Below are 13,417 nucleotides of genomic sequence, written 5' to 3'. Positions count from 1 at the left end.
GTGTGCCAAAGCCCTGGCCTGTGTCAACGGGGCGGCTCCGCAGTGGGAGGGGCATGGCCATGATGCGCCGCATGACATGGCCGACATAGCCCCCTGACCAGGCGGAAAACAGGGCAGCGCGTCCGCAATCCCCCTCTTTGCCTCGGGCAGCCGGGCCAGCCCCGCTACACTGGGCTGCAACAAACCAACAGCCCGCCAGGGCCCACCAGGGAACCCGTTCAGTGGACCGCTCGACCGCAGCAGCCAACGCCACCACTTCTGCCGCCCCCCGCGGCAGCAGCGCCGCGCAAGCGCTCGGCCAGTTGCTGGGCCACCGCCCTCCGGTGCTGCTGGACCTGCGGGCTGCCTGCCGACGCGCCTACCGCGTGGAAGTGGCCGTCAGCGCCGCCCTGACCATGGCCAGCCTGGTGTTCGGCTTCCTGCTGCTGATCTCGGCCCTGCAGCCCGCCACCGCCCAGGACCTTCACGCGCCCCTGCTGGCCTCCGGCGCCCTGGCCGGCGTGCTGCTGGGCATCTACCTGACCTGGCGCCGCTGCCGGCCCCAACCCGGCACAGGCTTTCGCGACACCCTCGAATCTCGCGAGATCGACATCGTGCGCGGCGTGTTCCGCATCCATGTGTATGACCGCCAGACCCTGGCGCGCCAGTCGCGCTGCGAGATCGGCTTCGACCGCCTGGTGGCCCTGTGCGAGGTGGACCAGCGCCACCGCCTGCTGCCCTGGCCGCGCCGACCAATGGCCCGACTGACCCTGGTCGAGCGGGGCACGGGCCTGGACGGCCCGCGCCGTGCGCCGCTGTGGGCCATCCACACGGCCCCGGCCGTGCGCGCCGCCCCGCGCCGCAAGGGGGCCGCCTCCGCCTGGGACACCGCACGCACGGCCTGGGTGCCACCCGCCGAAATGCACGAGGTGATCCAGGTGTTCGTGGCCTGCACCGGCCTGCACGTGCGCCACGCGGCCATCGAACCGGACACCAGTTCGTCGTCCGAGACCCTGTCCATCAGCCACTGAGCGTGGCGAAGCCGGAACATGCGCGCGTAAATCCGTGCTTTTTGTCACACCGCAGGGCGGCATGAAACGCTAGTGTGGCAAGAGGCGCCATCCGTGTGGCTGGCGCGACACGCCAGGGCCTCACGGCCCGCGACAATGACGCAATTGCGCGCATTACCCCGAGAGACCGTCGTGACCGATCTGTACGCCGACATGTTCGAACTGGCCCCGGTATCGCTGTGGCTGGAGGATTACAGCGGCCTGAAGTCGCTGTTCGACCAGTGGCGTGAGGAAGGGGTCGTGCACCTGCGGGCCTTCCTGCGGCAGAACCCCGCGCGGGTGGCCGACTGCTCGCGCCGCATCCAGCTGCTGCAGGTGAACCGCCGCACGCTGGAGCTGTTCGGCGCGCGCGACCTGGAGCACCTCAAGGCCAACCTGCACGATGTGTTCCGCGACGACATGTTCGACCAGCACGTCGAAGAGCTGGTGCAGCTGTGGAACGGCCAGACGCACTTCCGCAGCCAGACGGTGAACTACACGCTGCAGGGCCAGCGCCTGAGCATCTCGCTCAACGCCAACATCCTGCCCGGCCACGAGCAGGATTGGTCGCGCGTGCTGCTGGCCATCGAGGACACCACCGAGCGCACCCGTGCCGAAAAAGCCCTGCGCCATAGCGAGCTGCAGGCCAAGGGCCTGTTCGAGCACTCGCCGGTGTCGCTGTGGCTGGAGGATTTCAGCGGCATCAAGGGCCTGCTGGCCGAGGTGCGCGAGCAAGGGGTGGAGAACTTTCGCACCTTCCTGGACGTGCATCCCGAGTTCGTCACCCGCTGCATGCTCGAGATCCGCGTGCTGGACATCAACCGACAGACCGTGGACACCTTCCGCGCGCCGGACAAGGCCACCTTGCTGGCCCACACCGACAAGATCTTCCGCGACGACATGCGCGCCAACTTCGCCGAGCAGCTGGTGGACCTGTGGCATGGCCGCCTGTTCCAGCAGCGCGAGGTGGTGAACTACTCGCTCGATGGCGAGAAGGTGCACGTGTACCTGCAGTTCTCGGTGATGCCCGGCCATGAAGAGCGCTGGGACCAGGTGCTGGTGTCCCTGACCGACATCACCGCGCGCAAGAAGGCCGAGGCCTACCTCGAGTACCTGGGCATGCACGACGCGCTGACCGGCCTGCGCAACCGCTCCTTCTTCAGCGACGAGCTCAACCGCCTGGACCGGCGCGGCCCCTGGCCCGTCAGCGTGGTCATCATCGACCTGAACAACCTCAAGGGCGTCAACGACGAATCCGGCCATGCCGGTGGCGATGCGCTGCTGCGCCGCGTGGGCGAGATCCTGCGCAAGGCGGTGGAGCGCCCGGCCACGGCCTCGCGCATCGGGGGTGACGAGTTCGCCCTGCTACTGCCCGGCGTCGACCTGCGAGGCTGCGAGCACCTGGTCGAGCAGGTTCACGAGTTGCTGGCCCTGAACAACCAGTTCCATGCCGGCGGCACGCAGGTGAGCCTGTCCATCGGGGCGGCCACCAGCAAGGACAACGAGCGCCTGGAAACCGTGGTGCACCGCGCCGACCAGCGCATGTACGCCGCCAAGCGCGACCATTACATCCGCCAGGGCCGCGACCGCCGCGGCGCCGTGCTCACCACGGACTGACCCGCTGCGGGCCCGGCCCCGCGCGGCGTTATCCTTCGGGCCATGTACGCGCAACATTTCGGCCTGAAGCAGGAGCCCTTCTCGATCGCGCCCGACCCGCGCTACCTCTTCATGAGCGAGCGCCACCGGGAAGCCCTGGCGCACCTGCTCTACGGAGTGGGCGGCGGCGGCGGTTTCGTGATGCTGACCGGCGAGATCGGCGCGGGCAAGACCACGGTGTGCCGCTGCTTCCTGGAGCAGATCCCGCGGCGCTGCAACGTGGCCTACATCTTCAACCCCAAGCTGACGGTGATCGAGCTGCTGCAGTCCATCTGCCACGAGTTCCGCATCCCGCTGCCCGAGGGCCTGGGCCAGCACCGCCAGGCCACCATCAAGGACTACGTCGACCCGCTCAACGAGTTCCTGCTCAAGACGCACGCGGTGGGCCAGAACAACGTGCNGTTCCTGCTCAAGACGCACGCGGTGGGCCAGAACAACGTGCTGATCATCGACGAGGCGCAGAACTTGTCGGCCGACGTGCTGGAGCAGCTGCGCCTGCTGACCAACCTGGAGACCAGCGAGCGCAAGCTGCTGCAGATCGTGCTGATCGGCCAGCCCGAGCTGCGCGACATGCTGGCCCAGCCCGAGCTGGAACAGCTGGCGCAGCGCGTGATCGCGCGCTACCACCTCGACGCGCTGAGCGAGGCCGAGACGGCGCAGTACATCCTGCACCGCCTGGCCGTGGCCGGCAAGACACACGGCCACCTGTTCGACGCCAAGGCCGTGCGCCGCATCCACCGCTGGACACGCGGGGTGCCCCGCCGCATCAACCTGCTGTGCGACCGGGCCCTGCTGGGCGCCTACGCGCTGGGCAAGGACGTGGTCAACCGCGAGATCGTGGACAAGGCCGCGGGCGAGGTGTTCGAGCGGCCGGCCGGGCGCCATGACACGGCGCGCAGCCCCGAGGCCTCGTCCAGTCGCACGCGGCCGGCGCCGCTCAATGCCGACCGGGGCCGGCGCGACCACGCCCAAGAAGGCGCACGCGGCAACCCGGCCCGCACCGCCGATGCTGCCGCGGGTGGCCTGGGCGCCACCTTGCGTCGCCCGCCGGTCTGGGCCTGGGGCCTGCTGGCCGGGGTGGCCCTGCCCGCCTTGGCCGCGCTGGCCCTGTGGAACCGCCCGGGCGGGCTGCCGCTGCCAGGCAAGGCCACGGGCGTGGCGGCCCACGGAGCCTCATCGCCCGCCTCTCCCGTCCAGGGAGCGTCCAGCACTTCCGCCCAGGCTAGCGGGGCCAAGGCGGCCTCTGCCCTGGTCACACTGGATGCCCCCGCCCTGGCCCAGGCCCTTCGTGAAGCCCCGGCACAGGAAAGCACCGCCTTGCGCGAGCTGGCCGCGCTCTGGCAGGCGCGCCTGGGCGAAGGGGGCGATCCCTGCCAGGCCGCCCCCGCCCGGCAGCTGCAGTGCTTCCGGCACAACGGCGGGCTGGCCCTGGTGCGCCAGTTGGACCGCCCCGGCGTGCTCACCCTGCACAATGGGCAAAGCCCCGTCTACGCGCTGATCACCGACCTGGGGCAGGACAGCGCCACCTTGCAGCTGGGCAGCACCCGCTACCGCGTGCCGCTGGCCGCCCTGTCCACCGTGTGGCGGGGTGATTTCGCCACCCTGTGGCGCTCGCCGCCAGACTACCGCCGCAAGCTGATGGAAGGCGACAGCGGCCCCGCGGTCGACTGGCTGTCCGCCCGCATGGCCACCCTGCATGGCGACGCAGTGCCCGCCGGCACGCGCCGCTTCGACGAGCAGCTCAAGGCCCGGGTGCACGCCTTCCAGCTGGCCCAGGGGCTCACGCCCGATGGCGTGGCCGGCGCGACCACGCTGATGCAGCTCAACCGCCTGACCGGCGTGAGCGAGCCGCGGCTGGGCCAGACGCCCACCGCCCCGGCCGCACCCAACACAGGAACCTGAGCGATGTCCTACATCCTCGACGCCCTCAAGCGGGCCGACGCCGAACGCGAACGCGGCGCGGTGCCCGGCCTGCACGCGCAGCCGGCCGCCATGGCGCTGCCCGACGACGGAGCCCGCCGCCCCCTGCCGCCCTGGGCCTGGGGCGTGGGCGGGCTGGTGGTGGCCCTGGCGGGCATGCTGGCCTGGTCTTTGTGGTCGGGCAGCGAAACGCCGCCGCCCGGCGAGGCGCCTCAGATGGCGCAAGGCGGGCCAGGTGCGTGGAACCCGAGTGAGCAGGGCGCCACGCCGCAGGCCCACCGAGCCTCAGGCGCATGGCCCGGTCCACAGGGAGGGATGCGGCCGATGCATGAAGGCGGCCCGGCCCTGGGTGGCCCAAGCATGGCCCCGACGACCGAGGGCAGCGCCGGCCAGCGCCCGCACCGCCCCGGCATGCACGAGCCTCGTACCGAGCAGGGCGGCGCGCCCACCGGCACGGATCGACGCCAAGCCATGGCACAGCATGACCCGGCCTCTGCGGGCCAGATGCGCCCCGCACGCCCGAACCGGGAAGCGGACACCGTCGCGGCGCCCTCGCCGTCCGCTCCCACATCCACCACCCAGGTCCCCACGGCCGAAGCCAGCACCCGCGTCTACGCCCTCCACGAGCTGCCCGACCACGTGCGCCGCAGCCTGCCGCAGCTGGTCATCGGCGGCGCCATGTATTCGGACAACCCCGGCAGCCGCATGCTGGTCATCAACAGCCAGCTCTTCCATGAAGGCGACAAGCTGGGCCCCGACCTCACGCTCGAAGAGATCAAGCTCAAATCGGCCGTGCTGCGCTACCGCAACTGGCGCTATGGCGTGACGTACTGAGCAGCGTCAAACCCCCAGGCCGGCATCGGCCTCGGCGATGTTCGTAAAATGCGGCCTGTCAGCGTGTGTGGAGCAGCCATGCGCCATGCACGCCGGCAAAGCGTTCTCAGGGCGGGGTGAAAGTCCCCACCGGCGGTGATGGGCCTCGTGCCCTCAGCCCGCGAGCGCCTGCCAGGCCACGCCTGGCAGGGTCAGCAGACCCGGTTTGATTCCGGGGCCGACGGTCACAGTCCGGATGAAAGAGAGCGCGGCACCTCCGTGCGGATGCTTCATGCGCCGCGCGGTGTTGTTCGTGCGCCCTGATTTCTGGTCCCGCCTTTCGAGGTCTCCATGAATCAGTCTGATCTTCCCATTGCTTCCCTTCCCGCCGCCAACAGCGAGGCCTCTGCGCCGCTGCGCGTGGCCTTCATCCAGGCCAACTGGCACGCCGACATCGTGGGCCGCGCCCGCGAGGGCTTCCTGGCCGAGGTCGGCCGCCTGGGCGTGCCCGTCGATCCCGTCACCGTGATCGATGTGCCCGGCGCCTACGAGATCCCCCTGCACGCCAGCACGCTGGCCAAGTCCGGCCGCTTCGATGCCATCGTGGCCTGCGGCCTGGTGGTCGATGGCGGCATCTACCGGCACGACTTCGTCGCCGGTGCCGTGATCGACGGCCTGATGCGCGTGCAGCTGGACACCGACGTGCCGGTGTTCTCGTGCGTGCTCACGCCGCACCACTTCCATGAACATGAAGAACACCGCCGCTACTTCAGCGAGCACCTCGTGACCAAGGGGGCCGAGGCCGCGCGCGCCTGCGTGACCACCGTGCAGAGCCTGCGCCGCGTGCGGCATTTGTTGGCAACCGCCTGAGCGGCATGCCAAGGCAAGCGCCCCGCCGGTTGCCAGCCGGGCCGGGGCCGTGCCACACTGGGGCCATGAGCCAGTACGTCACATCGCTGCACCGACACCACCGTCCGCCCACCGGCGCCGGGGTGTTGCCCGACCGCGTCCGTGCCGGGGCCTGCTGACCGCACAGCCCCCACAGACCAGTCGACCAGACCAAGGCGCCTTCGGGCGCCTTTTTTGTTGGCCCGCGTTTTTTTGTGCCCCTGCTGAGGAGAACCACCATGAGCCGCTTCTGGAGCCCCCTGCTGAACCAGCTGACCCCCTATGTGCCCGGCGAACAGCTGGCCGTGCCGCACCTGGTCAAGCTCAATACCAACGAGAACCCCTACGGGCCCTCGCCCCGCGCGCTGCAGGCCATTGCCGATGCGGCTGGCGACGCGCTGCGCCTGTACCCCGATCCGCACGCCACGGCCTTGCGCACCGCCATCGCGCAGCGCCATGACCTGGCACTGTCGCAGGTGTTCGTGGGCAATGGCTCGGACGAGGTGCTGGCGCACGTGTTCCAGGCCTTGCTGAACCACGGCCAGCCCGTGCTGTTCCCCGATGTGTCCTACAGCTTCTACCCGGTCTACTGCAAGCTCTACGGCATCCAGGCCCGCACAGTGCCCTTGAACGAACGCTTCGAGATCGAGGTGGCCGGCTATGGCGGCGCCTGCGGCGGCGTGATCATCGCCAACCCCAATGCGCCCACGGGCCTGGCCCTGCCGCTGGCCGACATCGAGCGCCTGCTGCAATTGCAGCCCGACCGCGTGGTCGTGATCGACGAGGCCTACGTGGATTTCGGGGGCGAGAGCGCGGTGCGCCTGCTCGGCCGACACCCCAATCTGCTGGTGGTGCAGACGATGTCCAAGTCACGCGGGCTGGCGGGCCTGCGCGTGGGCTACGCCATGGGCTCGGCCGAGCTGGTGCAGGGCCTGGAGCGCGTGAAGGAGAGCTTCAACTCCTACCCGGTGGACCGGCTGGCCATGGCCGGCGCCACGGCCTCGTTCGCCGACGAGGCCTGGTTCGAGCACACGCGGCAGGCGGTGATGCGCACACGCTCGGCATTGAGCACCTCGCTGCGCGAACTGGGCTTCGAGGTGCTGCCCTCGTCGACCAACTTCGTGTTCGCGCGGCACCCGGGCTTCGATGCGGGCTGGCTGGCGCAAGGCCTGAAGCAGCGCGCGATCCTGGTGCGGCACTTCAGGCTGCCACGCATCGAGCAGTTCCTGCGGATCACGGTGGGCACGGATGAGGACTGCGCTGCACTGCTGGCCGCGTTGCGCGACCTGACGGCGACGCCCGCGAGCATCCAGGCGGCATGACGCCGATGGCCGCGGCGCGCGGCCACTGTTCAGCGGATGAAGCCGCGCAGAACGGATTTGAACTCCGGTGCACCCGCGTGCACCAGCCACTCGAAGGCCACCATCTCGCGCGAGACGATGTCGGCGCCGTGGCGGCGCATGCGCTCCAGCGCCAGGGCCTTGTCATGCGGATCGCGCGAGGCCACGGCCTCGTCCACCACGAAGACCTCGCGGCCCAGCTCCAGCAGGTCGAGCACCGTCTGCATCACGCACACGTGCGCCTCCATGCCGGCCACGATCCACTGCACACGCTGGCCTTCCGGTGCGCGGAACAGGCCGCCCTCGCTCACCGCGGAGAAATGCGTCTTGTGCACCACGGCCGAGGGCGGCAGCAAGGGCCGCAACGCGCTGACCGAAGGCCCCAGCTTGTCGGCACAGTGCTCGGTGGCGATCACCGGCACCCCCACCCGCTGCGCCACGCGCACCAACCAGAGAACTTCGGACATCGCGGCCGTGCCATCCGCCACCACGCCCGCCAGCCGCTCCTGGACATCCACGACCAGCAGGACCGATTGCTCCACACGCATGCGCATAACTGCCGCCGCTTCTTGTCTGTTTCACCCGCTTGCAGACTACCCTAGCCCCCGCGCCGGGTCACCCATGGATAATCCCGGCCTTTGCTGAAGATCTCACGAGACAAGGACCTCCGTGTTCAAGAATTTGACGGTGTACCGCATCGGACCTGACTGGACAGCCGATGCCGGCGCGATCGAAAGCGCCCTCGACAAGCTGCGCTTCGTGCCCTGTGGTGCGACGCAGCAAGAGTCCAATGGCTGGGTCGAACCCCGGGGCGAGGACCATGGCCCGCTGGTGGAAACCGTGGCCGGCCAGCTCTTTCTCAAGCTGAAGTTCGAGAAGCGCCTGCTGCCGGGATCGGTGGTGAAGGAGCGTGTGGACGAGATCGCCGAGAAGATCGAGCAGGAAACCGGACGCAAGCCCGGCAAGAAGCTGACGAAGGAGCTCAAGGAGCAGGCCGTGCTGGAGCTGCTGCCCATGGCCTTCAAGAAGCAGTCGTCATTGATGGTGTGGATCGCGCCGCGCGAGCGCCTGCTGGTGATCGATGCGGGCAGCCAGGGGCGCGCGGACGAGGTGGTGGCCTTGCTGGTGAAGGCGCTGGACGGGCTGGCCGTGGCGCATCTGCAGACGGAGCTGTCGCCGGCGTCGGCGATGACGGGCTGGCTGGGCACGGGCGAGCCGCCCTACAACTTCGTGATCGATCGGGAATGCGAGTTGAAGTCGCCCGATGAGATGAAGTCGGTGGTGCGGTATGCGCGCCATCCGCTGGACACGGAAGAGGTCAAGCAGCACATCACGCAGGGCAAGGTGCCTACGCGGCTGGCGATGTCGTGGCTGGACCGGGTGTCTTTCGTGCTGACGGAGAGTCTGCAGGTGAAGAAGCTGGCCTTCCTGGATGTGGTGCTGGAGGCGCGGGATGCGGGGGGCAAGCCGTCCAAGGACGAGATGTTCGATGCGGATGCGGCTTTGGCGACGGGAGAGTTGCGGCGCTTGATTCCGGACCTGATCGAGGCCTTGGGTGGGGAGTTGCAGCAGTTGCCTGGGGGCGCGCGTGTGGCTGATGAGGCGCCTGCTGATGCTTCCGCGGCTGCTGTGGCTGCTGTGGCTGGTGTGGCTGGTGTGGCTGGTGTGGCTGGTGTGGCTGGTGTGGCTGGTGTGGCTGGTGTGGCTGGTGTGGCTGGTGATGCGGGGACCACGGCTACTGAGACTGAGGCGCCCTGGTAAAGGTGCTTTTCGGGGGGCTCCGCTTGGGGTGGTCTGGCGCGCAGGCCAGGCAGAGCGGATGGGCGTTCTCCGGTCCCCACGCGGGGGACGACCGCGCTGGGCATCGGTCACCTCTTGAACACCGGCCAGGTGGTTCAGGAGCCATGACACCGCGAATGGTCCCTCCGCCCGCCCATCCGCTCTGCCCAGCCTTCGAGACACCTTGCGCTTCGCGGGGTCTTGGGAAGGATGGGGGCCAACGGGCGTTTGCTTGAGGCTCTGTTTCTGTGTGCTGCGCGTGATGAGTCGCTCGGCTCATGGGGTGCCACGGGATCGACATGGGGCTTGCTTAAGGTGGCGCTTCCACCTTCAGGAGCTGTCGCCATGTCCATGTCTTCGATGCGCGCAGGTCGCGCGCTGTCTTCCATTGCTCTGGCCTGCGGGCTGATGGGCTCGGCCTTCGCGGGCGGTGCCTCGGGCTCCGGGCCCACGCTGGAAGGCTTTGCAGTGATGCCGGCCAATACCCTTGCCGATGGCCCTACATCGGGGCAGTTCGCGGGCACGGGGCAGTTTGGCAATGTGCTGCCTTTGGTGGGCAGGCAGCCTGTACAGGGCCTGTCGGCCGTGCTGGCGGGGCCGCTGCCTGGCACGTTCCGGGTGATGACGGACAACGGCTTTGGCACGCAGGCCAATTCGGCCGATGCGCTGTTGCGTGTGTACGCGGTGCGGCCGGACTTCAAGACAAGGCATGGCGGCAGCGGCACGGTCAAGCCGGTGAGCAATTTCTTCGGCCTGCCCTTGAAGGGCTTCAACGGGGCCAGCCGCATCACGCTGCGTGATCCTGATCACAAGCTGGGCTTTGCGCTGGTGGCCGACAGCACGCATTACTACAACGTCGAGGCCAATCCGCTGGTCGATCCGGCGATCAAGGCGCAGCGGCTGTTGACGGGGGCAGACCTGGACATCGAGGCGATGCGGCGCGACAAGCGTGGCAACCTGTGGTTCGGTGATGAGTTCGGGCCGTTCCTGGTCAAGACGGACGCCACGGGCAAGGTGCTGCGCCGCGAGATTCCCTTGCCCAACTTCTCGGGTGCGGGCGGCAATGCACTGGTGCAGTCGCCGCAGTACCCAGGGCTGGTGGCGGGCACGAACAACCTGCGCAACTCCAACGGCTTCGAGGGGCTGGCCATCAATCCGCAGGGCGACACGCTGTATGCGCTGCTGGAAGGGCCGCTGATCCCGGACACGAACCAGAAGCGGCTGCTGATCAATGAGTTCAGCATCGATCAAGAGCGCTACACAGGGCGCACGTACGCGTATCGGCTGGAGCCCGAGGGCACGAACATCGGCGACATGACAGCTGTCAATGACCACGAGTACCTGGTGATCGAGCGCAATGGCGGCACGGCGACGACGGCGCTTGCACCGTTCAAGAAAATCTTCAAGATCGATCTGAAGAAGGTGGATGCCGAGGGCTTCGTGAAGAAGACGGAACTGGTGGATCTGATGAACATCGCGGATCCGCATGATCTCAATGGCGATGGGGGCACGCGGTTCACGTTTCCCTACGTGACGATCGAGGATGTGCTGGTGCTGGATGCGCGCACGCTGCTGGTGATCAATGACAACAACTACCCGGGTGGTGGTGGTCGGGCTTTGGCTTCGGACAACACGGAGTTTCTGCGGATCCGCCTGGATGAGCGGCTGGATATGGATTCAGGACCTGGTTTGTCATGGGCGTGGTCTTGGGGGGATTGGTACTGATCTTTTGGGGGGCTTCGCTTGGGGTTGTCTGGCGCACAGGCCAGGCAGAGTGGGTGGGCGTTCTCCGGTCCCCACGCGGGGGGACCAACGGGTGCATCTGAGGGAGCCCCAACGGGCTTGAACATCAAGTCCGAAAACGGCGAGCGTGATGTGGGGTTGCGGCTCACAATGGAGGCATGTCATCGATTCGCAACCCCCATCGGAACGCCGCCGCTGCTGAGCAGCCGGAGCACGCCGCGCACTATGCGGCGCTGGTGGCGCGGGATGCGCGGTTCGATGGTCGCTTCTTCGTGGGGGTCACGTCCACGCGGATCTACTGCCGGCCGGTGTGCCGGGTACGCACGCCCAAGGCGGCGAACTGCCTGTTCTTCGGGCATGCGGCGGCGGCTGAGCAGGCGGGGTTTCGGCCTTGTCTGCGGTGCCGGCCCGAGCGTGCGCCAGGGCAGGCGCCCATCGATGCCAGCTCGCGGCTGGCCTGGGCCGCTGCGCAGCGCATCCAGGCCGGAGAGCTCGATGAACACGGGATGGAAGGGCTGGCCGGGCGGCTGGGCATCACAGACCGGCATTTGCGCCGCGTGTTCGCCGAGGCGTTCGGGGTCAGCCCCATCGATTACGCGCAGACCCAGCGGCTGCTGATGGCCAAGCGGCTGTTGGCCGACACCTCGTTACCCATCACGGAAGTGGCCCTGGCCGCGGGCTTTGGCAGCCTGCGTCGCTTCAACACCCTGTTCCAGGAGCGCTATGGGCTGGCACCCAGCCAGCTGCGCCGCAACATGGCGTCCACGCAGGTGTCTGGTGGGGATGAGGCCGACACCGACGCCGCGAGCAGCCTGCGCTTCGAGCTGGGCTACCGCCCGCCGCTGGACTGGGCGCGCCTGCTGGCCTTTCTGAGCCACCGCTGCATCGCGGGCGTGGAGCAGGTCGATGGGCTGGCCTATCGGCGCACCGTGCGTGTCGGCCTCGGGGCGCAGGCACCCACGGGGTGGCTGGAGGTCACGCAGGCCACGGGGCGCGACGCGCTGGCCGTGCGGATGTCTGCCGGACTGTTGCGTGCGCTGCCCGCAGTGCTGGCCGGCATGCGGCGCCTGTTCGATCTGGATTGCGATCCGCAGGCCGTGGGCCTGGTGCTGGGCGAGCTGGCGTCGGACGCGCCAGGGCTGCGCGTGCCGGGCGCCTTCGATGGCTTCGAGATGTCGGTGCGGGCCGTGCTGGGCCAGCAGGTCACGGTGCGCGCGGCGCACACGCTTGCCGGCCGACTGGCCGCCGCCCTGGGCGAGCCGGTGCCCACGCCCTTCCCTGCCCTCACGCACCTGTTCCCCAGCCCTCGGCGTGTGGCCGAGGCCTCGGCCGATGAGATCGGCTCGCTGGGCATCGTGCGCCAGCGCGTGGGCGCCATCCAGGCCCTGGCGCGCGAGGTGGCCGAGGGCCGGCTGGACCTGGGGCCGGCCGCCGATGTCGAGGCCACCATGGCACAGCTGGAAGCGCTCCCCGGCATCGGCCGCTGGACGGCCCGCTACATCGCGCTGCGCGCCCTGGGTTGGCCCGACGCCTGGCCCACCGGCGACATCGCCCTGCACAAGGCCTTGGGCGTGAGCAAGGCCGCACACGCCGACGCGATCGCCGAGGCCTGGAGCCCCTGGCGGGGCTACGCCACCCTGCACCTCTGGCGCCGGCTGGGCGAAGGGCTGCCGACGCTGGCCCCGCCCACCGACACCCCTCTTCCAACAGGAGCACGATCATGAACCGCCATCATCACCATGTGTGGACCACCCACGACACGCCCCTGGGCACGATGATCCTGGCGGCCAACGACGTCGGATTGCTGGGCGCCTGGTTCGAAGGGCAGCGCCACTTCAGCGGCCCGCAGGCCCACTGGGTCAGCGATTCGAGCCATGCCCTGCTGCGCCAGGCCAGCCAGCAGCTCGATGCCTGGTTCGCCCGCGAACTCACACGCTTCGAGCTGCCGCTGGCGCCCGTGGGCACCGCTTTTCAGCAGCAGGTGTGGCAGGCCCTGGCCCGCATCGACTTCGGCGTCACGCAGGCCTATGGGCACGTGGCCCATGCCATCGGGCGACCCTCGGCTTCACGCGCGGTAGGCGCCGCGACGGGTCGCAACCCCTGGTCCATCATCGTGCCCTGCCACCGACTGGTGGGCCACGGCGGCGCACTCACGGGCTATGCCGGTGGACTGGACCGCAAGGAAGCGCTGCTGGCCTTCGAACGCAGCGACAGGGTGCCGCTGGTGCGCCGGGCAGCCTGACACCGGCG

General features: G+C 69.0%; 11 protein-coding genes and 1 riboswitch. Of the genes, 10 read left to right on the top strand and 1 reads right to left on the bottom strand.

Translation table 11 applies throughout. From position 1 onward, the window contains the following. The first annotated feature begins 221 nt into the window (after positions 1–221). The 6 genes from EIP75_RS17895 (at position 222) to hisC (ending at position 7,627) form a co-directional block, all read left to right on the top strand. Positions 222–1,010 carry a hypothetical protein gene (locus EIP75_RS17895; RefSeq protein WP_125244648.1) on the top strand — a complete coding sequence of 263 codons (789 nt, stop codon included), beginning with the start codon at positions 222–224 and terminating at the stop codon, positions 1,008–1,010. Positions 1,011–1,145: 135 nt separating this feature from the next. Next, positions 1,146–2,645, top strand: a complete 1,500-nt coding sequence (locus tag EIP75_RS17890) for a sensor domain-containing diguanylate cyclase (protein WP_125244647.1) — start codon at positions 1,146–1,148, stop codon at positions 2,643–2,645. 42 nt (positions 2,646–2,687) lie between these two features. Further along, positions 2,688–4,586, top strand: a complete 1,899-nt coding sequence (locus tag EIP75_RS17885; protein WP_125244646.1) for an ExeA family protein — start codon at positions 2,688–2,690, stop codon at positions 4,584–4,586. Between the two features lie 3 nt (positions 4,587–4,589). Further along, on the top strand, positions 4,590–5,438 hold the full coding sequence (locus EIP75_RS17880; protein ID WP_125244645.1) for a general secretion pathway protein GspB: 849 nt from the start codon (positions 4,590–4,592) through the stop codon (positions 5,436–5,438). Between the two features lie 98 nt (positions 5,439–5,536). Next, positions 5,537–5,689, top strand: a riboswitch (FMN riboswitch). Positions 5,690–5,768: 79 nt separating this feature from the next. Beyond that, the gene (locus EIP75_RS17875; protein WP_125244644.1) at positions 5,769–6,287 is read left to right on the top strand and encodes a 6,7-dimethyl-8-ribityllumazine synthase; all 519 of its coding nucleotides are present in this window, start codon (positions 5,769–5,771) and stop codon (positions 6,285–6,287) included. A gap of 257 nt (positions 6,288–6,544) precedes the next feature. Further along, on the top strand, positions 6,545–7,627 hold the full coding sequence (gene hisC, locus EIP75_RS17870) for a histidinol-phosphate transaminase (protein WP_125244643.1): 1,083 nt from the start codon (positions 6,545–6,547) through the stop codon (positions 7,625–7,627). Positions 7,628–7,656: 29 nt separating this feature from the next. On the opposite strand, the gene EIP75_RS17865 is transcribed toward hisC, so the two are convergent. Then, positions 7,657–8,199 carry an isochorismatase family protein gene (locus tag EIP75_RS17865; RefSeq protein WP_125244642.1) on the bottom strand — a complete coding sequence of 181 codons (543 nt, stop codon included), beginning with the start codon at positions 8,197–8,199 and terminating at the stop codon, positions 7,657–7,659. Between the two features lie 115 nt (positions 8,200–8,314). On the opposite strand from EIP75_RS17865, the gene EIP75_RS17860 reads away from it, so the two are divergent. The 4 genes from EIP75_RS17860 (at position 8,315) to EIP75_RS17845 (ending at position 13,409) form a co-directional block, all read left to right on the top strand. After that, positions 8,315–9,406, top strand: coding sequence for a recombination-associated protein RdgC (locus EIP75_RS17860; protein ID WP_125244641.1), 1,092 nt, complete (start codon positions 8,315–8,317; stop codon positions 9,404–9,406). A gap of 363 nt (positions 9,407–9,769) precedes the next feature. Beyond that, entirely contained in the window at positions 9,770–11,149 is a 1,380-nt protein-coding gene (locus tag EIP75_RS17855; RefSeq protein WP_233584933.1) for an esterase-like activity of phytase family protein, read from the top strand. Positions 11,150–11,325: 176 nt separating this feature from the next. After that, positions 11,326–12,891, top strand: coding sequence for an AlkA N-terminal domain-containing protein (locus EIP75_RS17850; RefSeq protein WP_125244640.1), 1,566 nt, complete (start codon positions 11,326–11,328; stop codon positions 12,889–12,891). Then, complete coding sequence (locus tag EIP75_RS17845) at positions 12,888–13,409, top strand: methylated-DNA--[protein]-cysteine S-methyltransferase (protein ID WP_125244639.1); 522 nt, start codon at positions 12,888–12,890, stop codon at positions 13,407–13,409. Before EIP75_RS17850 ends, EIP75_RS17845 begins: the two co-directional genes overlap by 4 nt. The last annotated feature ends 8 nt before the right edge of the window (positions 13,410–13,417 follow it).

Source organism: Aquabacterium soli, assembly GCF_003933735.1.
Lineage (GTDB): Bacteria > Pseudomonadota > Gammaproteobacteria > Burkholderiales > Burkholderiaceae_C > Aquabacterium > Aquabacterium soli.
Note: the sequence above shows the minus strand (reverse complement) of the source record. Positions and strands in the feature narration are given on the sequence as shown.

Bases quoted from the DNA above. Each gene is read 5' to 3' on its own strand.
- EIP75_RS17890 (WP_125244647.1), top strand. From the start codon at position 1,146: ATGACGCAATTGCGCGCATTACCCCGAGAGACCGTCGTGACCGATCTG.
- EIP75_RS17880 (WP_125244645.1), top strand. From the start codon at position 4,590: ATGTCCTACATCCTCGACGCCCTCAAGCGGGCCGACGCCGAACGCGAA.
- EIP75_RS17875 (WP_125244644.1), top strand. From the start codon at position 5,769: ATGAATCAGTCTGATCTTCCCATTGCTTCCCTTCCCGCCGCCAACAGC.
- hisC (WP_125244643.1), top strand. From the start codon at position 6,545: ATGAGCCGCTTCTGGAGCCCCCTGCTGAACCAGCTGACCCCCTATGTG.
- EIP75_RS17865 (WP_125244642.1), bottom strand. From the start codon at position 8,199: ATGCGCATGCGTGTGGAGCAATCGGTCCTGCTGGTCGTGGATGTCCAG.
- EIP75_RS17855 (WP_233584933.1), top strand. From the start codon at position 9,770: ATGTCCATGTCTTCGATGCGCGCAGGTCGCGCGCTGTCTTCCATTGCT.
- EIP75_RS17850 (WP_125244640.1), top strand. From the start codon at position 11,326: ATGTCATCGATTCGCAACCCCCATCGGAACGCCGCCGCTGCTGAGCAG.
- EIP75_RS17845 (WP_125244639.1), top strand. From the start codon at position 12,888: ATGAACCGCCATCATCACCATGTGTGGACCACCCACGACACGCCCCTG.